We start from the raw sequence: 18,781 nt of genomic DNA, 5'->3' as shown, positions 1-18,781 counted from the left end.
CAGAGCCGCGAGGGTGCCTTTATTTTTTGGAGAAAAGGTATGCCGTCGTTCGACGTGGTATCGGAACTGGACAAGCACGAAGTCACCAACGCCGTAGAAAACGCAGTCAAGGAACTGGACCGCCGCTATGACCTCAAGGGCAAGGGCAGCTTCGAGTTCAAGGAAAAGGAACTGACCGTCAACCTGACCGCCGAAGCCGAATTCCAGCTCGAAGCGATGATCGACATCCTCAAGCTGGCCCTGGTCAAGCGCAAGATCGACGTACAGTGCCTGGAAGTGAAGGACGCCTTCGCTTCGGGCAAGGTCATGAAGCAGGAAGCGGTGCTCAAAGAGGGTATCGATAAAGAACTGGCGAAGAAAATCGTCGCTCATATCAAGGATGCCAAGCTCAAGGTCCAGGCCGCCATCCAGGGCGAGCAGGTACGCGTCACCGGCAAGAAGCGCGACGATCTGCAAGAAGCGATCGCCGCCCTGCGCGCCAAAGAGTTCGGCATGCCCCTGCAGTTCAACAATTTCCGCGACTGAAGTCACGGCGCCCGGAACCTTGGTGCCTTTTTAGCGTCCGAGGGCCGAGGTGCCGCTGAAACGTTTGCGGCAGGTCTTTTTCAGCTCTTTGCCGCCCGGCATCAGGAGAATATACGATGGATTTAAACGCTGAGGTTGACCAGCTGGTCAAGGCTTCGCAAACCTGGCTTCCGCTGATCATGGAATACGGCAGCCGCCTGTTGCTGGCGCTGCTGACCCTGGCCATCGGCTGGTGGGTAATCAACAAGGTTACCTACCGCCTGGGCAAACTGCTGGCCCTGCGCAACGCCGACCTGGCCCTGCAAGGCTTCATCAGCAGCCTGGCCAATATCATCCTGAAGATCCTGCTGATTGTCAGCGTGGCTTCGATGATTGGCATCGAGACTACTTCGTTCGTCGCGGCCATCGGTGCTGCGGGCCTGGCCATTGGCCTGGCGCTGCAGGGCAGCCTGGCCAACTTCGCCGGCGGCGTGCTGATTTTGCTGTTCCGTCCGTTTCGCATCGGCGACTGGATCGAAGCCCAGGGTGTCGCGGGTACCGTCGACAGCATCCAGATCTTTCACACCGTGCTGCGTACCGGCGACAACAAGACTGTGATCCTGCCTAACGGCAGCCTGTCCAACGGCATCATCACCAACACCAACCGCCAGCCAACGCGCAAGGTGGTGTTCGATGTCGGTGTCGACTACGACGCCGACCTGCAAAAGGCCCGCAACGTGCTGCTGGAACTGGCCCAGGACCCACGGGTACACCAGGACCCGGCGCCGCAGGCAGTGATTTCGACCCTGGGCGACAGCTCGATCACCGTATCGCTGCGTATCTGGGTCAACACCGCCGACTATTGGGACGTGATGTTCATGCTCAATGAGCATGCCCGTGACCGCCTCAAGGCCGAAGGCATCGACATTCCCTTTCCGCAGCGGGTGATCCGCGTGGTGCAGGAAGCGGCGGTGCAGTAAACCTTTCGCGGGGCAAGCCCGCTCCTACCAGGTGGGAGCGGGCTTGCCCCGCGATGCTTTCAGCAGCCATTACACTTGTTCACGTCTTCGCGCTATCTGCGCCCAGTGCTTTCTGGCATATAGGCTCGCTTACTTCTGTTTGCCCGGTCTTATCATGCTTACCCCCCTGATCAACATCACGCCGCTGCGGGCGTTTTGTTTCGCCATGACCCTGGCGCTGTTCGAACTGCTCACCTACCTCGCCAGTGACGTGGTGATGCCGGCCATGCCGGTGGTGGTCGGCGACCTGAATGCCAGCCCCGAGTTCATTCCCCACGCCCTGAACCTCTACCTGCTCGGTGGCGTCGTACTGCAATGGCTGATCGGCCCGCTGGCCGACCGATACGGCCGCAGGCCGCTGCTGCTGGGCGGTTGCGCGTTCTTCTGCCTGGCCTGCATCGCCACCTTCTGGGTACAGAGCATCGAGCTGTTCAACCTGTTGCGCCTGCTTCAGGGCATTGGCCTGGGCTTTGTCGTGACCGTCAGCTACCCGGCGCTCAACGAGGCGTTCAGCGAGGCCGACGCGGTGCGGATGATGGCCTTGCTGGCCAATATCGCCTTGCTCTCGCCACTGCTCGGCCCGTTGGTCGGTACTCTGCTGCTGGAGTGGGTGTCGTGGCGCTGGCTGTTTGTGCTGTTCGGCGCGGCGGCCGTGCTGGCCTGGTTTGCCCTGTACCGGTTCATGCCGGAAACCCTCGGCGTCGAGCGCCGCGACGGCTCGCGCCTGGCGTTCCAGCCGATCCACTTGCTGCCGTTGCTGGCCGGCTACGGGCAACTGCTGGCCAACCGCCGCTTTGTCGCCGGCAGTGCAGCCCTCGGCCTGGTCGGCTTGCCGCTGATCGGCTGGATCGGCCTGTCGCCGGTGCTGCTGATTCATGACGAGGGCTTGAGCACCCTGGATTACGCCCTGTGGCAGTTGCCGGTGTTCGGCGGGCTGATCCTCGGCAACCTGGTGATCAACCGCATCGCTGACCGCTATGCGCTGACCGCCCTGGTACGCCTGGCCTTGTGGCCGTTCCTGATCGGGCTGCTGGGCATGATGCTTGGCACCTGGCTGATGCCGTCGGTACTGAGCCTGGTGCTCGGCATGTCGGTGTATGCGCTGGGCCTGGGCATCGCCAATGCCGTGCTGTACCGCATGACGCTGTTCTCCAGCGAGCAGAGCAAGGGCCTGGTGTCGGCGATGCTGGGGATGATCACCATTGCTCTGCTGGGCCTTGGCGGGGCGTTGCTGGCAATGCTCGGCGCGGGTGCCAGCCTGGTGGACTTCGCCCTGGCGGCGGGCGCTGCGGGGATTCTGGCGCTATGGCCGCTGTGGGTCGTTCTGAGCGCTTCCAGCAAACTGCCCGAGGCTATCCCGGAGTAATCCCGGCGATAGCCTCAGTGCGGCTCAGGGGCGTTCTGCAACCTGGTTCTCGAGCGGTTCCTGCTTGCCGCGCTCCTGGCGCCATTGCAGGGCGATCAGGATCAGGGTCGGCACGCCGAGCAGGGCGGTGATGAGGAAGAAGTCGTGGTAACCGAACTTCTCAACCATGACCCCTGAGTACCCGCCGATCAGCCGCGGCAACAGCAGCATGATCGAGCTGAGCAGGGCGTACTGGGTCGCCGAGAACTTGAGGTTGGTCAGGCTCGACAGGTAGGCGACGAATGCCGAGGTGGCCAGGCCGGAACTGAAGTTGTCCAGTGAGATGGTGACGATCAGCATCTGCAGGTTGGCGCCCATGTCGGCGAGCATCAGGAACAGGATGTTGGTTGCCGCCGACGCCACGCCACCGATGAACAGAATCGGCAGAATGCCGAAGCGCACGATCAGCAGGCCGCCGAATCCGGCGCCGACCAGGGTCATGATCAGGCCGAAGATCTTGCTGACGCTGGCGATCTGGTCCTTGGTGAAGCCCTGGTCGATGTAGAAAACGTTGGCCATCACCCCCATTACCGTGTCGGACATCCGGTAGGTAGCGATCAGCCCGAGCAGCAGCAACGCCTGCCAGCGATAGCGGGTGATGAAGTCGTTGACCGGGGTCAGTACCGGCGCCAGGCCGCGGCGGCCCATGGCCGACAGGCACAATGCGGTGAGGGAGATGTAGAGGATCGCGCGCAGGAAGGCGCGGTCTTCGAGCAGCAGGTCGAGCAGGCTGACGCCCTCGAACAGCACGCTGGCGAAATCGGTGTTGTACAGCTGGGTGAAGGTGGCCGGTACCGAGACCAGCAGCACGATCAGCACGAATACCGATACCAGCTGGTGGGCCAGGCCATAGCGCGCCGCCGACAGCTGGGTGCGCAGTGGCACCGGCGGTTCACGCATCAACAGAGTAGTGATGACTGCAGGCAGCATCAGCACGCCGAACAGCACGTAGGTGCCGGTCCAGGCTTTGTGCAGGTAGCTGAAGCCGGTTGAGCCGAAGCCTTCGGCGAAGAACAAGGCACCGGCGGTGGCCAGCAGCGCAGCAACCCGGTAGCCGGCCATGTAACTGGCAGCCAGCGCGGCCTGGCGCTGGTCGTCGGCGATTTCCAGGCGGTAGGCGTCGACGGCGATGTCCTGGGTGGCCGAGGCAAAGGCCACCAGCACCGCCAGGGCAATCAGCCAGGACAGGTGCTTTTGCGGGTCGCAGAAGCCCATGCCGATCAGGCCGATAACCACCAGGATTTGCGACAGCACCAGCCAGGAGCGGCGGCGCCCGAGTTTGCCGAGCAACGGCAGGCGCCATTGGTCAAGCAGCGGTGACCACACCCATTTGAAGGCATACGCCAGGCCGATCAGGCTGGCATAACCGATGGTTTCACGGGCCACGCCGGCCTCGCGCAGCCAAACCGACAGGGTCGAAAACACCAGCATGTAAGGCAAGCCAGCGGCAAAGCCGAGCAACAACAGCACCAGTGTCGACGGGCTGGCATAGGCAGCGAGCGCAGCGCGCCAGGTTTTACGGGGCATGGGCCAACATCTGCCTCAAGTTTACGAAAACAAAGCGCGCACTCTAACCGCTGTGCTCCATCGGGCGCCAGCCATGGCGCAACATATCCACACGATTATTGTGCAGGGTGACGCCTTCTGCTCGTAGTCGCGCACGTTGCTCGTCGCCCGAAGGGGTTCCCAGGGCCAGGCTCAGGCGCCCACCAGCGCCCAGCACCCGGTGCCAGGGCAACTGGGTATCTGCGGGCAGCTGGCTCAGGGTACGCCCGACCCAGCGCGCCGCGCGGCCCAAACCGGCCACTCGGGCCAGCTCGCCGTAGCTGATCACCTTGCCCTCGGGCACCTGGCCAAGCACCAGGTAGAGTGCCATTCGTCGGGCTTCGGCACTTTCGGTCGGATCGCCAGGAATCCCGTTCATCGCAGGATTCGCCGATACCGCGCAGCAGGCGCGGGGCAGAGCGGGCAAATAAGAATTGAACTCATCGACATGGTGCAGGTCAGTCCTTGCTCTGATGGCGGGTATCTGGATAATGCCCGACTTTTTTCGCGAACCCGAGTCCGTTGCCGCTTATGTTTCCAAGAGCCCTGTTGTGCGTTGCCCTCGCCGCTGTCTGTTCCCCCGCCCTTGCCGACACCGTGTGGATGAAAAACGGTGACAAGCTGAGCGGCAAGATCAAGGTCTTCGATGGCGGCAAACTGTTGCTTGAAACATCTTACGGCGGCTCCATTGCCCTGGACTGGAAGCAGGTCAAAACCCTGGAGAGCGATCAGGAACTGCTGGTCAAGCAGGACGCCTATACGGGCGAAAAGGCCAAATCGTTGCACGCTGCGGACAATGGCAAGGTCACCCTGGCCAACGGCGAAACGCCCAAGACCGTCGAGCTGGCCAGCATCCAGCAGATCATGAAGCCAAAGCCTGTGGTCGAGGACCTGTCGTGGAAGGGTAACGTCGACCTGGCCATGGACTACAAGCGCGCCGAAACCAACAGCGACGACTACGACATCGACTTCAAGACCACGGCACGCCACGGTCGCTGGCGCCACCAGGCCGAAGGCGAGTACAACCGCGAGAGCAAGGACGACGTCACTACCACCAATAACTGGAGCGCCGAATACGCGCTGGATCGCTTCATCACCGAGAAGTGGTTCTGGCAGGGCCGCCTGGAATACAAGCGCGACCATATCGAAGACCTCGCCCGCCAGCGCACCGTGGGTACCGGCCCGGGCTACCAGTTCTGGGATGACGAACTGGGCGCGTTCTCCCTCGGTTCGCTGGTCAACCGCACCGACTATGAATATGCAGACGGCGGCAAGGACAACTTCTACTCGCTGGCCATGAAGTGGGACTACAACCGCTACCTGATCGGCAAGCGCGTCGAGTTCTTCACCAACGGCGAAGTCGGCAAGCCGCTGGGCGGCGTCGCCGAGTACGCCCTGGATGCCGAGGTCGGCCTGCGCTACAAGGTCACCGAGTGGGCCTCGCTCAACCTCAAGGCCGAGAAAGACATCATCAGCGGCACCCGCGACAGCGACCTGGACAAGACCCGCTATACCGCAGGTTTCGGCGTCGCCTGGTAAGCACGCTGGCAACCCTGAGCGATAATGATTATTTTGTCGGTTAACTAGCCTGGTCGTGTGCTTGTACGCGCGGCCAGCATTACGACGTTTATCGAGCGGGGAGTCATACAGTGAGCGCAAAAGCCGCAATACAGGCACGGGAGCTGCTGCTCAAGGAATACCGCGGGGTGCTGTCGACCCATTCCAAGTCGATGCCGGGGTTTCCCTTCGGTTCGGTGGTGCCCTACTGCCTGGATGCCGACGGCAACCCGTTGATCCTGATCAGCCGTATCGCCCAGCACACCCACAATCTGCAAAAAGACCCCAAGTGTTCGTTGCTGGTGGGCGAGCGCGACGCCGAGGATGTCCAGGCAGTGGGGCGCCTGACCGTGCTGGCCGAGGCCCAGCAGTTGGTCGAGGTCGAAGCGGTTGAAGCCGCAGCAGAGCGTTACTATCGCTATTTCCCCGAATCGGCCAACTACCATAAAGCCCACGATTTCGACTTCTGGGTGCTCAAGCCGGTGCGCCATCGCTATATCGGCGGCTTCGGCGCTATTCACTGGGTCGATCACCTGACCCTGGCAAACCCCTTTGCCGGCAAAGCCGAACAGAGCATGATCGAGCACATGAACAGCGATCATGCCAACGCTATCGAACACTACGTCCAGCTCAGCGGCCTGCCTCAGGGTATGGCGGCGCAAATGGTCGGCATCGACAGCGAGGGCATGCACCTGCGCATTGGTCAGGCGCTGCACTGGCTACCGTTCGCGGCGCCTTGCAACACGCCGATACAAGTACGCGAAGCCCTGGTTTTTCTGGCCCGCGCCGATCAATGGCCACAGCGTGAGACCGCCGAGGCTTGAAATGGCGATGGATCGCATCCATTAAAGGTCTACTGCAAGGACATCTTGCGCAGAGGAACCGTTGATGCGTGCTTTTCTATTGCTGTTTCTGATTTTTCCGGTGCTGGAGCTGTATGTGTTTTTCAAGGTCAGCACCGCGATCGGCTTCTTTGCGGCGCTGCTGCTGATCATCGCCGGCTCCGCCCTGGGCGTGCTGGTGGTGCGGGTGGCGGGCCTGGCTACCGCCCTGCGTGCCCGCGAGAGCCTGCAACGTGGCGAACTGCCCGCAGAAGACATGTTCCATGGCCTGATGCTGGCGCTTGGTGGCGGCCTGCTGCTGTTGCCAGGCTTTATCAGTGACGTGATTGGCCTGGTCTGCCTGCTGCCGTTCACCCGCCGCCTGCTCGGGCGCAAGATGCGTGAGCGCGCCGAGGCTCAGGCCATGCGCCAGCGCGCCTTTGGCGATGATCCGTTCATGGCGCGTCCGGGCCAGCCCGGTGGCCATCAGCCAACGGTGATCGAAGGTGAAGTGGTTGGTCGTGACGATCCTGCCCAGCCTAACCTGCGCAATCCTCGGGACCTGTAAAGGTTACCTGTGCTTTGCCAACGGCCCCCTTTGGGGCCGTTTTGCTTTGCACGGAGCAAATCGCTAAAAATTTTCACAGCCAAGCCTTGTAATTGATCTTGGCGACCTCATGTATGGGTCACCGCAAGGTTTCTGGTGATTTGCACCAGACATTACATGTGTGGTCCGCCCCGCGGGCTACGAGCGGCTACGCCGCAAGCATCAACCCGCCGGTGTCGATACCGGCCGATGAAAACCACAATTAGGAGAGATCGACAATGAAGCTTCGTCCTCTGCATGACCGCGTCGTTATCCGTCGCAGCGAAGAAGAATCGAAAACCGCTGGCGGTATCGTTCTGCCAGGTTCGGCCGCTGAAAAACCTAACCGTGGCGAAGTCGTCGCTGTAGGTACCGGTCGCATCCTGGACAACGGTGAAGTGCGTGCGCTGGCCGTGAAAGTGGGTGACAAGGTGGTTTTCGGCCCTTACTCGGGCAGCAACACTGTGAAAGTTGACGGCGAAGACCTGCTGGTGATGGCTGAGAACGAAATTCTCGCTGTCATCGAAGGCTGATTCCGCTGGTTTCCCGTTACTCCAAAGTATTCAAGGATTAAACGATCATGGCTGCTAAAGACGTAAAATTCGGCGACTCCGCCCGTAAGAAAATGCTCGTTGGTGTCAACGTTCTGGCTGACGCTGTAAAAGCCACCCTGGGCCCGAAAGGCCGTAACGTTGTTCTGGCCAAGAGCTTCGGCGCTCCAACCATCACCAAAGACGGTGTTTCGGTTGCCAAAGAAATCGAGCTCAAAGACGCCTTCGAAAACATGGGCGCCCAGCTGCTCAAAGACGTAGCCTCCAAGGCCAACGATGAAGCCGGTGACGGCACCACCACCGCTACCGTTCTGGCTCAGGCCATTGTCAGCGAAGGCCTGAAAGCCGTTGCTGCCGGCATGAACCCGATGGACCTCAAGCGTGGTATCGACAAAGCCACCATCGCCATCGTCAAAGAGCTGAAGTCCCTGTCCAAGCCATGCGCCGACTCCAAGGCCATCGCTCAGGTCGGTACCATCTCGGCCAACTCCGACAACTCCATCGGTGACATCATCGCCGAAGCCATGGAAAAAGTCGGTAAAGAGGGCGTGATCACCGTCGAAGAAGGCTCGGGCCTGGAAAACGAACTGTCGGTCGTAGAAGGCATGCAGTTCGACCGCGGCTACCTGTCCCCTTACTTCGTCAACAAACCAGACACCATGGTCGCCGAGCTGGATGGCCCGCTGCTGCTGCTGGTTGACAAGAAAATCTCCAACATCCGCGAACTGCTGCCAGTTCTGGAAGCCGTTGCCAAGGCCGGCCGTCCACTGCTGATCGTGGCTGAAGACGTCGAAGGCGAAGCGCTGGCTACCCTGGTAGTCAACAACATGCGCGGCATCGTCAAGGTTGCTGCGGTCAAGGCCCCTGGCTTCGGCGATCGCCGCAAGGCCATGCTGCAGGACATCGCTGTCCTGACCGGCGGTACCGTGATCTCCGAAGAAATCGGCCTGAGCCTGGAGTCCGCTACCCTGGAGCACCTGGGTAACGCCAAGCGTGTGACCCTGTCCAAGGAAAACACCATCATCGTCGACGGCGCTGGTGTACAAGGCGACATCGAAGCGCGTATCGCCCAGATCCGCACTCAGGTTGCCGAAACTTCCTCGGACTACGACCGTGAAAAACTGCAAGAGCGTCTGGCCAAGCTGGCTGGCGGTGTTGCCGTGATCAAGGTCGGTGCTGGCACCGAAGTCGAAATGAAAGAGAAGAAAGCCCGCGTTGAAGACGCCCTGCACGCGACCCGTGCAGCCGTCGAAGAAGGCGTGGTGCCTGGCGGTGGTGTTGCCCTGGTTCGCTCGCTGCAAGCTATCTCCGAGCTCAAAGGCGACAACGAAGACCAGAACGTCGGTATCCAGCTGCTGCGTCGCGCTGTTGAAGCGCCACTGCGCCAGATCGTTGCCAACGCCGGCGATGAGCCAAGCGTAGTCGTCGACAAGGTCAAGCAAGGTTCCGGCAACTTCGGTTACAACGCTGCTACCGGCGAGTACGGCGACATGATCGAGATGGGTATCCTGGACCCTGCCAAGGTAACCCGTTCGGCCCTGCAAGCTGCTGCTTCGATCGGTGGTCTGATGATCACTACCGAAGCCATGGTTGCTGACGCTCCAGTAGAAGCTGGTGCTGGCGGCGGCATGCCAGACATGGGCGGCATGGGTGGTATGGGCGGCATGGGCGGCATGATGTAAGCCAGCTTTACCCGTTCGATAAAGAGCCCCGCCTTGTGCGGGGCTTTTTTATGCCTGCGTTTTTACTCTGCAGGAACCAGCGCGTCCTGCTTCACCTCAACCGGCCGGCGATACAGCACCCAGTAATAACAGCCAAGGCCGATCAGCCAGCAAAACACCGCCGTCCACACGTTGTGCGAAAAAAAGTGCGCGCCCTGCAACATGCGCCCTACCGAAAACAGCGTGCCCAGGCCAAAGGCGAACAGCAGCGCGGCCCTGGCCAGGCGCGGGCGCCGATCGCGCAAAACAAAAAACAGCGCAAACAGGGTAAAGCCGGTCGCGGCATGGCCGCCTGGCCAGCAGCGTCCGGGCTTGTCGGTAGCCGGGCGCGGGCTGAGCAGTTCGCTGTAGGTCTCCTTGCCGCCGAATTCGCTCAGGCTCCACTGGCACTGCACGGCGGTTACCGCCTTGAGCGGCGTGACAAAGCCGGTCGACAAGCCCATGGCCAGCACCAGGCAGCCCAGTTCCCGCCGCCAGTTGACCAGCCGCGACCAGAAGAAGCTCGCGGCAAAGGCGGCAACCGCCAGTAGGCCCAGGACAATCACCGCCTGTTTCGCCCGGTCATGCAGGATGTCTTCGAGAAAGTAGCTGTGCCGGCCAATGAACTCCCCGGCCACCGGGTCGAAGGCCAGCTTGGCCAGGTCCATGTCCAGTGAGGTCAGTTCCAGCAGGATCAGTATCAGCGCGGTGATGGCGGGAATGCCCAGGGCAATCCAGAAATTCAGCGGACGGGAATAGGCAGGTCGTGACATGGCAAGTCCAGGCAGGTCAAAGGGGGCAGTCCGACCGGTAATACTCGGCCAGCCGCCATCACCTGTCCGTGAAGGCTCGGTGAAAAAAACGTTAACCTGCAATAAAGTCGCCCCGGCCTAGCCGGGCGCCGCTGATGGCCTTAAGCTGCGCCTGCCAAGCAGGCAAAAGCGTCGGACGGGAGACACCCCAATGCGAATTCTACTGGTTGAAGACAACCGCGATATCCTTGCCAACCTGGCCGACTACCTGGGCTTGAAAGGCTACACGGTGGACTGTGCCCAGGACGGCCTGTCCGGCCTGCACCTGGCTGCCACCGAGCACTATGACTTGATCGTGCTCGACATCATGCTGCCCGGCATCGACGGCTATACCCTGTGCAAGCGCCTGCGCGAAGATGCCCGGCGTGATACTCCGGTGATCATGCTCACTGCCCGTGACCAGCTGGACGACCGCCTGCAGGGCTTTCGTTCCGGCGCCGACGATTACCTGCTCAAGCCCTTCGCCCTGTCGGAGCTGGCCGCGCGCATCGAGGCGGTATTGCGCCGCGCCCAGGGTGGCGGCCGCCGTACCCTGCAGATCAGCGACTTGATCTACGATCTGGACACCCTGGAAGTTACCCGCGAAGGCAAGCTGCTCAAGCTCAACCCGGTGGGCCTCAAGTTGCTGGCGGTGCTGATGCAGAAAAGCCCCCACGTGCTGCGCCGCGAGGTTCTCGAAGAGGCGCTGTGGGGCGATGACTGCCCGGACAGCGACAGCCTGCGCAGCCATGTTCATCAATTGCGCCAGGTGATCGACAAACCCTTCGAAAAACCCTTGCTGCATACCGTTCACGGCGTCGGCTATCGTCTGGCCGAGGGCCGTGATGGAGTTTAGACAGAGCCTTGCCCAGCGGATCATCATTGCCTTTGCCCTGATGAGTGCGCTGGTGGCCGGGGCTTTTGCCTTCGGCATTGTCGCCACCGTCCACCTGGTTGAAGAACGGCTGATTTCCGCAGTGCTGGGTGGCGATCTCCAGCGTTTGCTGCGCATGGACAGCGTCAGCGACTGGAGCCACCGACCACGGCCGGATCAACTGTTCTATTTCAGCGGTGGGCGCGACGACTTCGAGCTGCCCAAGGACCTGCGCCACCTCGATCGCGGCTTTCACGAAGTGTTCCGTGAAGACTTGTCTTATCACGCGATGGTCGAGGTCGTTGATGGCCGCCGTTATGTGCTGCTGCAAGACCAGAGCGACTTCGAGGAGCGCGAGCGGGTGCTGTTCGCGGTAGTGGTGGTCGGTTTCGTCCTGAGCCTGGCGCTGGCGGTGTTCCTCGGCTGGATCCTGGCCCGACGGGTGATGGCGCCGGTGATCCGCCTGGCGCGTCAGGTCCGGCACCGTGACCAGTTGCTTGGGCTGGCGCCACCCTTGGCACCTGACTATGCCGCGGACGAAGTCGGCCAGCTGGCGGTGGCGTTCGACGACACGCTCGGACGGTTGCGTGACGCCCTGACCCGTGAGCGGCTGTTTACCAGTGATGTCAGCCATGAATTGCGCACGCCGTTGATGGTGCTGGCCAGTTCCTGCGAGCTGCTGCTGGTCAACCCCAATATCGACACCCGTGCACGGTCTCAGGTCGAGCGCATCGCCCGCGCCACCGAAGAGATGCAGGAACTGGTGAAGACCTTCCTGATGCTCGCCCGTGCCCAGCGCGATGAAGGCGCAGTGGCCTCACAGGCGACCATGAAGGAGGTTGCCGATGATCTGATCGGCGTCTGGCGCGACACTATCGAGCAGAAAGGCCTGACCTTGCTGTACGACGCCAGGACAGCATCTTCGACCCTGTACAACGCCACCTTCCTCCAGGCCGTGATGGGCAACTTGCTGCGCAACGCCGCTCACTACACCGACCAGGGCTTTATCCGCCTGACCCTGGAGCCGGCCGGGTTCCTGGTCGAGGACAGTGGCGTGGGTATTCCCGAAGAACAGCGCGAAGCCATGTTCCGGCCGTTCGTACGCGGCGACGAGCGCCGCGGTGAAGGCCTGGGCCTGGGTTTGTCGTTGGTGCAGCGAATCTGCGACGACCAGGGCTGGACGGTGAGCCTGACGGCCATGGTGCCTCATGGCTGCCGTTTTCATGTCGACCTGAGCCTGGCGCCTGAACGCCCGAGCGAGGCCCGCTAGGGGCCGGGTGCCGCTGTGAATCTTTGTAATTAATTGAAACCTTTGTCGCGATAACTAACAAATTTTTCACACCAGCATGACCTGACGCCAACGCTCACCTGCCTAAGGTGGGCGTTATTGGAGTCAGGAGATGCACCATGCGTAGCCCCATCAAACTCGAATTCTCGGAAAAGTACGACCAGCAGCACGCCCAGGAATACTTCCTCAAGCATCAGGACGGCCTGGCGCGCAGGTTGTCCCACCAGCGTGACGAGCAACTGGCCCGTCGCGCCCTGGCCCTGGCCGGCGAGCCTGGCCTGGTCCTTGACCTGCCCTGTGGAGCCGGGCGTTTCTGGCCGTTGCTGGCCGAAAAGCCCAACCGGGTGATCATCGGTGCCGACAATTCCGAAGCCATGCTGGAAACAGCGCGGGCCTCGCAGCCGGCCGAAGTGGTGGAACGGGTACGCACCTTGCAGACATCTGCGTTCGCCATCGATTTGCCCGACAACTCGGTCGACAGCATTTTCTGCATGCGCTTGCTCCACCACATCGGTGAAGCGGCTCACCGCAAAGCAATACTCTCGGAATTTCAACGAGTTACACGCGACAGCGTGATCGTGTCGCTGTGGGTTGATGGCAATTTCAAAGCCTGGCGGCGCAAAAAGCTCGAGCAACGGCGTTACGGCGAGAGCGGGCAGGGCAGTTACCAGAATCGTTTTGTGTTACCAGCTGCTACGGTTGAAGAAGAATTTGAGGCCGCAGGTTTCCGCATTCAGGAACGATTGGACTTCTTGCCGTTCTATGCCATGTGGCGAGTCTATCTATTGCGTAAGGGGTAAGCAGGGCATGGGGTTTGAACGCACAGCAGCAACGACGGGCAGAGGCCAGTTCGATCATTTCTGGCAGCAGCAGGGCGAATGGGTGGAAGAGCCCAATCAGCGCCGTGGCGGCGAGAGTGGCGTGCAACGCCTGAGTGACGACACTGGCCACACCTTCTATGCCAAGCGTCAGATCGGCCATATCTACCGCAGCCTGATGCACCCCTTTGGCCGCCCCACGGTGCTGCGTGAATACGATGCCCTGAACAGCTTCGAGCAGCTTGGCGTGCGTGTGCCCCATATCGTTTATTGCGGCGTCGAGCGTGATGCCGAGCATCAATGGCGTGCTTTGCTGGTCAGCGAAGCGCTGGAGGGTTTCGAGGATATCGACAGCTGGTTCGCCGCTGGCGCCCGCGAACGTTACCACCCGGCATTGCAGGAGCGGGTCCTGCAGGACCTGGCGCAGAACCTTGCGCGCATGCACCGTGGCCACTGGCAGCATGGCTGCCTGTACGGCAAGCATGTGTTCGTCAAGGTCGTCGGTGAAGGCGCCGATGCCCAGGCTGAAGTGGCGCTGCTGGATCTGGAGAAATGCCGCCGGCGCATCAGTTGCCAGCGCGCCGCCGCCAACGACCTTAAACAATTGCGCCGCCATTCGTCTTTCACTGACGCAGAGTGGCAAAAACTGCTCTATTTTTACCAGATGGCGTTTGGCAGCGCTGTCAAAGGTTTAGAGTAATGAAACTAGAAATAGCTCGAGGTGTGTTTCTGCTGATCGCGCTGGGGGTGGCAACGGCCGCCGTGGCCGCTTGGGAAGAGCCGCGCCCGCAAATTTTCAGCAAGGTCGACGCGGGTGCGCAATGCCCGCTGCCACGTATAGTAAAACCCCAGGTCGATGCCAAACCCGACCACGATCTGCTGTTATTGCTGTTCGGCTTGAGCCAGGGCGTACGCGCCAGCGGTTGAACCTGCAACGCTGCACCGGCAAAGGCCTCGTCATCGACGAGGCCTTTTGCATTTCACACCGGTTGTGTGGCTGCTTGCGGCGCATCAGCCTTGGCTAGCAGGGTGTAAATGCACGGCAACACGAACAGGGTGAACAAGGTGCCCACCGACATGCCGGTGGCGATCACCGTGCCGATGTCGAAACGGCTGACCGCACCGGCGCCGGTGGCGAGAATCAGCGGCACCATGCCGAACACCATCGCCGCTGTGGTCATCAGCACTGGCCGCAAGCGAATGGCCGCTGCTTCTTCCACGGCTTCGCGGGCGCTCAAACCCTTTTGCTGGCGCAACTGGTTGGCGAACTCGACGATCAGAATACCGTGCTTGCTGATCAGCCCGATCAGGGTCACCAGGCCCACCTGGGTGTAGATATTCATGCTGGAGATGCCCAGGAACAGCGGAATCAGCGCGCCGCAGATCGACAGCGGTACCGTCACCAGGATCACCAGCGGGTCGCGGAAGCTTTCGAACTGCGCCGCCAGTACCAGGAAGATGATTGCCAGGGCCAGGCCGAAGGTGACCCACAGCGCGCTGCCTTCCTGGACGAACTGACGCGCCGCGCCGCCATAGTCAAAGCCATAGCCCTCTGGTGCTTCCTCGCGGGCAATGGTGCGCACGGTGTCCAGCGCCTCGCCCATGCTGACCATCGGAAAGCCCTGGATGATCGCCGAGTTCAGTTGCTGGAACTGGTTGAGCTGACGCGGACGGGCGCGGTCGCTGATGCTGATCAAGGTCGATAGCGCCAGCATCTGCCCCTGCTGGTTCTTCACGTAGTAGTTGTTCAGCCAGTCGGGATTGTCGCGGTAGGGCCGCTCGACCTGGGCAATGACCTTGTAGCTGCGCCCGTCGATGGTAAAGCGGTTAATCTCGGCCTCGCCCAGCAGGGTTGCCAGGGTGCCGCCCAGGGCATCCATGGACACGCCCATTTGCGCCGCCTTGGCGCGGTCGATATCGACCACCACCTCCGGCTTGTCGAACGCCAGGTCGATGTCGAGGAAGGCGAACTTGCCCGACGCCTGGGCGCGGGCTTTGACCCGTTCGGCGACTTCCAGCAATGAGGCGTAGTCGTTGGCGGTGTTGATCACGAAGGCAAACGGCAAGCCTTCGCCGGTGCCGGGTAGCGAGGGCAGGTTGAAGCCGAAGATCTGCAGGCCGCTGATGCCTTCAAGCTTGGCCTGTACCAATGGCAGCAGCTCCATCTGGGTGCGCTCGCGCTCATTCCACGGCTTGAGCAGAAAGCCGCCGATGCCCGACTGCACGCCGTTGAAGCCGTTGATCTGGAACGATGAATAGTACTCGGGGAATTCCTTGAAGATCTTGATGAACTCGTCGGTGTAGCTGTTCAGGTAGTCGAGGTTGGTCGGCTGCGGGGCGGTGGCCATCATGAAGATGATGCCCTGGTCTTCATCGGGCGCCAGCTCGTTCTTGGTGAACATCAGAAACACCGGAATCAGGCACAGCACGATCAGCGCGAATACCAGCACCACTGGCCGGGTGTTGAGGGTGCCATGGAGGATTTTCTGGTAGCGCAGCTTGAGCCGTTCGAAGAGTACATCCAGACGGTGGGCCAGGCCGCTGGGGTTCTGCTCGTGCCGCAACAGCATGGCGCACATCATCGGTGACAGGGTCAGGGCGACGATGCCGGAAATCACCACGGCGCCGGCCAGGGTCAGGGCGAACTCCTTGAACAGCGCGCCGGTGAGCCCCTGCAGAAAGCCGATAGGGGCGTACACCGCCGCCAGGGTGATGGTCATCGATACCACCGGCATGGCGATCTCGCGGGCGCCTTCCAGCGCCGCGTCGTAGGGCGATTTACCTTCTTCGATATGACGGTGGATATTTTCTACCACGACAATGGCGTCATCGACCACCAGGCCGATGGCCAGCACCATGGCCAGCAAGGTCAGCAGGTTCAGCGAATAACCCATCAATTGCATGAAAAACAGCACGCCGATCATCGACAGCGGGATGGTGATGACCGGGATCAGTACCGAGCGCAGGGCGCCGAGGAACAGGAAGACCACGACGATGACGATCAGCACCGCTTCGACCAGGGTCTTCACCACTTCGTCGATCGAGGCCTGGATGAACAGGGTGGCGTCGTAGGCGATCGACGACTTCAGGTTCGGCGGCAACTGGCTTTCAAGCTCGGGCATGAGCTTGCGCACCTCCTTGATCACTTCCAGCGGGTTGGCCCCGGGGGTGGCCTTGATGCCTATGTATACCGACGGCGTGCCGTCGAAGGAGCTTACCGTGTCGTAGTTCTCGGCGCCCATTTCGACCCGCGCTACGTCGCCGAGCAGCACCCGGCTGTCGCCACTGGTCTTGAGCGGGATGTTGGCGAAGGCTTCGGCGCTCTTCAGTTCGGTGGTGGCGTTGATACTGGTGACGATGTACTCGCCCTTGAGCTCGCCGGCCGCCGAAAGGAAGTTGTAGCCGCGCACCGCCTGGGTCACGTCGTTGGCGCTCAGGCCGTAGCCGGCAAGCTTGACCGGGTCGATCCACAGGCGCATGGCGAACAGCTGGTTGCCGAGGATCTCGGCTTCGGCCATGCCTGGCAGGGTGGCGAGCTTGGGCTGGATGACCCGCGACAGGTAGTCGGTGATTTGCGGGTTGCTCAACTCGCTGCTGTAGAAGCTCACGTACATCAGCGCCGAGGCGTCTGCGGCTTCCTTGCTCAGCACCGGGTCTTCGGCGTCCTGGGGCAGCTTGTTCTTGACCTCGTTGGCCTTGGCCAGCAGCTCGGTGAACAACCGGTCGCTGTCCGATCCGATGCGCGCATAGATCGAGATCACCGAGAAGTTCTGCCGGCTTACCGAGGTCATGTAGTCGATGCCTTCGGCGCTGGCCAGGCTCTGCTGCAGCGGTTGGGTAATGTAGCCCTGGATGGTTTCGGCGTTGGCCCCGGGGTACGCGGTTGTCACCGTGATCAGGGCGTTTTCCATCTGCGGGTACTGGCGGATCGGCAACTTGCTCCAGGCCTGGAAACCCAGCAGCACGATCAGCAGGCTGACCACGCTGGCCAGCACCGGGCGGCGGATGAACGGATCGGTAAAGGCCATGACGGTTCCTTGATCAGTTGCTGCGCGGCTGGCTGTCGGGGGCTTGCAGGGCTTTGTCCGGGCTGATGCTGATCGGCGCGCCCTGGGTGAGTTTCAACTGGCCGGCGGTAACCACGGTTTCGCCGGCCTTGAGCCCCTTGCTGATGACCACCAGGCCATCGCGGCGCTCACCGGTTTCGACGAAGCGGCGTTCGGCGATCAGCGTCGGCTGGGCTTGGGTGTTGTTCTGGGTTTTGCCGTCCTCGGCCTTTTCCGGCTTTTTCGTCGCGGCGACATACACCGAGTTGCCATACAGGGTGTAGGTCACCGCGCTTTCCGGTACCACCACCTGTGGCTGCGGGTCGGGCAGCAGCACCTGCAGGCTGGTGAACATGCCGGGCAACAGCTTGCCGTCAGGGTTGGCCAGGGTGGCGCGGACCTGCACGTTACGGGTGCTGTCCTCAACCTTGGGGTTGATCGCGCTGATGCTGGCGGGGAAGTGCTCCTGCGGGTAGGCGGCGACGCTAACCAGCACTTGCTGGCCAATGCTCAGCTTGGGAATCGACTGCTCGGGGACGAAGAAATCGACATAGAGGCTGCTCAGGTCCTGCAGGGTCGCGATCACCGTGCCGCTGGCCAGGTAATCGCCAACGTCCACCTGGCGGATACCGATGGTGCCGCTGAAGGGCGCATTGATGCTCTTTTTCGCCAGCGCCGCCTTGAGCTGATCGACCACTGCCTTGTTGCGTTTGAACTGGGCGCTCAAGCGGTCGAACTCGCCCTTGGAAATCGCCTGGCTGCCGACCAGCTGGCTGCCGCGGTTGTAGTCGACCTGGGCCAGGCCCAGGTCGGCCAGGGCGGTACCCAGCAGCGCGGTTTCGACATCGCTGTCCAGTTGCAGCAACAACTGGCCCTTGCTGACCTTCTGCCCGGACTCGAACTGCAAGGCCTTGACCGTGCCGGCGATCTCCAGGCTCAGGTCGACGCCTTGCAGCGCCTTGAGGCTGCCCACGGCTGGCAGGCGGTTCTGCCAGGCACGTTCGCTGGCTTCGGTCGCCGCCACGCTGATCGGCGGCTTGGGAGCCGAGAACATCTGGATCTGCTGATAGATCGCAAAGGCCTTGTAGCCCCCCAGGATCAGCACGAGCAGCAAGACAACACCCAACATGATCAGCATGCGGCGGCGCAGCATAGTCCAGTTCCTTGGAGACGAATTATTGTTCGCTTGGCACGACGACGGGCGATCCTGCCCACGTGCGATGTAGCCGAATATTACTCTGTTGACCGGGCCTGGGAAGCCTGTGTTCCAGGCTAT

At 61.5% G+C, this 18,781-nt stretch carries 18 protein-coding genes; 13 read left to right on the top strand and 5 right to left on the bottom strand.

Going from position 1 to position 18,781, the window contains the following annotated elements; all coding sequences use genetic code 11:
* Nucleotides 1–39: 39 nt before the first annotated feature.
* The 3 genes from ABIE20_RS05215 to ABIE20_RS05205 all read left to right on the top strand — a co-directional run bounded on the left by ABIE20_RS05215 (nucleotide 40) and on the right by ABIE20_RS05205 (nucleotide 2,889).
* A complete protein-coding gene (locus ABIE20_RS05215; RefSeq protein WP_010220808.1) occupies nucleotides 40–525 on the top strand; it encodes a YajQ family cyclic di-GMP-binding protein in 486 nt (161 codons plus the stop codon).
* A gap of 116 nt (nucleotides 526–641) precedes the next feature.
* Nucleotides 642–1,484 carry a mechanosensitive ion channel family protein gene (locus ABIE20_RS05210; RefSeq protein ID WP_429503370.1) on the top strand — a complete coding sequence of 281 codons (843 nt, stop codon included), beginning with the start codon at nucleotides 642–644 and terminating at the stop codon, nucleotides 1,482–1,484.
* Between the two features lie 154 nt (nucleotides 1,485–1,638).
* The gene (locus tag ABIE20_RS05205) at nucleotides 1,639–2,889 is read left to right on the top strand and encodes an MFS transporter (protein WP_429503368.1); all 1,251 of its coding nucleotides are present in this window, start codon (nucleotides 1,639–1,641) and stop codon (nucleotides 2,887–2,889) included.
* Between the two features lie 24 nt (nucleotides 2,890–2,913).
* Here the strand turns inward: ABIE20_RS05205 and ABIE20_RS05200 are convergent, their stop codons facing one another.
* Nucleotides 2,914–4,455 (bottom strand): AmpG family muropeptide MFS transporter, encoded by a 1,542-nt coding sequence (locus tag ABIE20_RS05200; protein WP_429503366.1) that lies wholly within the window; start codon nucleotides 4,453–4,455, stop codon nucleotides 2,914–2,916.
* A gap of 43 nt (nucleotides 4,456–4,498) precedes the next feature.
* On the bottom strand, nucleotides 4,499–4,852 hold the full coding sequence (locus tag ABIE20_RS05195; protein ID WP_429503364.1) for an MGMT family protein: 354 nt from the start codon (nucleotides 4,850–4,852) through the stop codon (nucleotides 4,499–4,501).
* 152 nt (nucleotides 4,853–5,004) lie between these two features.
* Here ABIE20_RS05195 and ABIE20_RS05190 point away from each other — a divergent pair, with 152 nt between their 5' ends.
* The 5 genes from ABIE20_RS05190 to groL all read left to right on the top strand — a co-directional run bounded on the left by ABIE20_RS05190 (nucleotide 5,005) and on the right by groL (nucleotide 9,670).
* Nucleotides 5,005–6,012 (top strand): DUF481 domain-containing protein, encoded by a 1,008-nt coding sequence (locus ABIE20_RS05190; protein ID WP_429503362.1) that lies wholly within the window; start codon nucleotides 5,005–5,007, stop codon nucleotides 6,010–6,012.
* A 110-nt stretch (nucleotides 6,013–6,122) separates the two neighbouring features.
* The gene (locus tag ABIE20_RS05185) at nucleotides 6,123–6,854 is read left to right on the top strand and encodes a HugZ family protein (protein ID WP_429503360.1); all 732 of its coding nucleotides are present in this window, start codon (nucleotides 6,123–6,125) and stop codon (nucleotides 6,852–6,854) included.
* Nucleotides 6,855–6,918: 64 nt separating this feature from the next.
* On the top strand, nucleotides 6,919–7,419 hold the full coding sequence (locus ABIE20_RS05180) for an FxsA family protein (protein WP_429503358.1): 501 nt from the start codon (nucleotides 6,919–6,921) through the stop codon (nucleotides 7,417–7,419).
* A 257-nt stretch (nucleotides 7,420–7,676) separates the two neighbouring features.
* On the top strand, nucleotides 7,677–7,970 hold the full coding sequence (locus ABIE20_RS05175; protein WP_003260750.1) for a co-chaperone GroES: 294 nt from the start codon (nucleotides 7,677–7,679) through the stop codon (nucleotides 7,968–7,970).
* A gap of 47 nt (nucleotides 7,971–8,017) precedes the next feature.
* The gene (gene groL / locus ABIE20_RS05170; RefSeq protein WP_429503357.1) at nucleotides 8,018–9,670 is read left to right on the top strand and encodes a chaperonin GroEL; all 1,653 of its coding nucleotides are present in this window, start codon (nucleotides 8,018–8,020) and stop codon (nucleotides 9,668–9,670) included.
* A gap of 62 nt (nucleotides 9,671–9,732) precedes the next feature.
* Here groL and ABIE20_RS05165 read toward each other — a convergent pair whose 3' ends face one another.
* Nucleotides 9,733–10,461 (bottom strand): phosphatase PAP2 family protein, encoded by a 729-nt coding sequence (locus tag ABIE20_RS05165; RefSeq protein ID WP_429503355.1) that lies wholly within the window; start codon nucleotides 10,459–10,461, stop codon nucleotides 9,733–9,735.
* Nucleotides 10,462–10,651: 190 nt separating this feature from the next.
* On the opposite strand from ABIE20_RS05165, the gene colR reads away from it, so the two are divergent.
* From colR to ABIE20_RS05140, 5 genes are all read left to right on the top strand, one after another.
* Nucleotides 10,652–11,335 carry a two-component system response regulator ColR gene (gene colR / locus ABIE20_RS05160; RefSeq protein ID WP_045197381.1) on the top strand — a complete coding sequence of 228 codons (684 nt, stop codon included), beginning with the start codon at nucleotides 10,652–10,654 and terminating at the stop codon, nucleotides 11,333–11,335.
* Nucleotides 11,325–12,623, top strand: coding sequence for a sensor histidine kinase (locus ABIE20_RS05155; RefSeq protein ID WP_429503353.1), 1,299 nt, complete (start codon nucleotides 11,325–11,327; stop codon nucleotides 12,621–12,623). Before colR ends, ABIE20_RS05155 begins: the two co-directional genes overlap by 11 nt.
* A gap of 137 nt (nucleotides 12,624–12,760) precedes the next feature.
* Nucleotides 12,761–13,441, top strand: a complete 681-nt coding sequence (locus tag ABIE20_RS05150) for a class I SAM-dependent methyltransferase (RefSeq protein WP_429503351.1) — start codon at nucleotides 12,761–12,763, stop codon at nucleotides 13,439–13,441.
* A 7-nt stretch (nucleotides 13,442–13,448) separates the two neighbouring features.
* On the top strand, nucleotides 13,449–14,159 hold the full coding sequence (locus ABIE20_RS05145; protein WP_429503349.1) for a lipopolysaccharide kinase InaA family protein: 711 nt from the start codon (nucleotides 13,449–13,451) through the stop codon (nucleotides 14,157–14,159).
* On the top strand, nucleotides 14,159–14,386 hold the full coding sequence (locus ABIE20_RS05140) for a hypothetical protein (RefSeq protein ID WP_429503347.1): 228 nt from the start codon (nucleotides 14,159–14,161) through the stop codon (nucleotides 14,384–14,386). Before ABIE20_RS05145 ends, ABIE20_RS05140 begins: the two co-directional genes overlap by 1 nt.
* Before the next feature lie 53 nt (nucleotides 14,387–14,439).
* On the opposite strand, the gene ABIE20_RS05135 is transcribed toward ABIE20_RS05140, so the two are convergent.
* Nucleotides 14,440–17,487, bottom strand: a complete 3,048-nt coding sequence (locus ABIE20_RS05135; RefSeq protein WP_429503346.1) for a multidrug efflux RND transporter permease subunit — start codon at nucleotides 17,485–17,487, stop codon at nucleotides 14,440–14,442.
* A 13-nt stretch (nucleotides 17,488–17,500) separates the two neighbouring features.
* Nucleotides 17,501–18,658 (bottom strand): efflux RND transporter periplasmic adaptor subunit, encoded by a 1,158-nt coding sequence (locus tag ABIE20_RS05130; protein WP_429503344.1) that lies wholly within the window; start codon nucleotides 18,656–18,658, stop codon nucleotides 17,501–17,503.
* Between the last annotated feature and the right edge of the window lie 123 nt (nucleotides 18,659–18,781).

Source organism: Pseudomonas sp. 2835 (assembly GCF_050435905.1).
GTDB lineage: Bacteria > Pseudomonadota > Gammaproteobacteria > Pseudomonadales > Pseudomonadaceae > Aquipseudomonas.
This window is presented reverse-complemented; position numbering and strand designations above follow the sequence as displayed.

Bases quoted from the DNA above. Each gene is read 5' to 3' on its own strand.
- ABIE20_RS05215 (WP_010220808.1), top strand. From the start codon at position 40: ATGCCGTCGTTCGACGTGGTATCGGAACTGGACAAGCACGAAGTCACC.
- ABIE20_RS05210 (WP_429503370.1), top strand. From the start codon at position 642: ATGGATTTAAACGCTGAGGTTGACCAGCTGGTCAAGGCTTCGCAAACC.
- ABIE20_RS05205 (WP_429503368.1), top strand. From the start codon at position 1,639: ATGCTTACCCCCCTGATCAACATCACGCCGCTGCGGGCGTTTTGTTTC.
- ABIE20_RS05200 (WP_429503366.1), bottom strand. From the start codon at position 4,455: ATGCCCCGTAAAACCTGGCGCGCTGCGCTCGCTGCCTATGCCAGCCCG.
- ABIE20_RS05195 (WP_429503364.1), bottom strand. From the start codon at position 4,852: ATGAACGGGATTCCTGGCGATCCGACCGAAAGTGCCGAAGCCCGACGA.
- ABIE20_RS05190 (WP_429503362.1), top strand. From the start codon at position 5,005: ATGTTTCCAAGAGCCCTGTTGTGCGTTGCCCTCGCCGCTGTCTGTTCC.
- ABIE20_RS05180 (WP_429503358.1), top strand. From the start codon at position 6,919: ATGCGTGCTTTTCTATTGCTGTTTCTGATTTTTCCGGTGCTGGAGCTG.
- ABIE20_RS05175 (WP_003260750.1), top strand. From the start codon at position 7,677: ATGAAGCTTCGTCCTCTGCATGACCGCGTCGTTATCCGTCGCAGCGAA.
- groL (WP_429503357.1), top strand. From the start codon at position 8,018: ATGGCTGCTAAAGACGTAAAATTCGGCGACTCCGCCCGTAAGAAAATG.
- ABIE20_RS05165 (WP_429503355.1), bottom strand. From the start codon at position 10,461: ATGTCACGACCTGCCTATTCCCGTCCGCTGAATTTCTGGATTGCCCTG.
- colR (WP_045197381.1), top strand. From the start codon at position 10,652: ATGCGAATTCTACTGGTTGAAGACAACCGCGATATCCTTGCCAACCTG.
- ABIE20_RS05155 (WP_429503353.1), top strand. From the start codon at position 11,325: ATGGAGTTTAGACAGAGCCTTGCCCAGCGGATCATCATTGCCTTTGCC.
- ABIE20_RS05150 (WP_429503351.1), top strand. From the start codon at position 12,761: ATGCGTAGCCCCATCAAACTCGAATTCTCGGAAAAGTACGACCAGCAG.
- ABIE20_RS05145 (WP_429503349.1), top strand. From the start codon at position 13,449: ATGGGGTTTGAACGCACAGCAGCAACGACGGGCAGAGGCCAGTTCGAT.
- ABIE20_RS05140 (WP_429503347.1), top strand. From the start codon at position 14,159: ATGAAACTAGAAATAGCTCGAGGTGTGTTTCTGCTGATCGCGCTGGGG.
- ABIE20_RS05135 (WP_429503346.1), bottom strand. From the start codon at position 17,487: ATGGCCTTTACCGATCCGTTCATCCGCCGCCCGGTGCTGGCCAGCGTG.
- ABIE20_RS05130 (WP_429503344.1), bottom strand. From the start codon at position 18,658: ATGCTGCGCCGCCGCATGCTGATCATGTTGGGTGTTGTCTTGCTGCTC.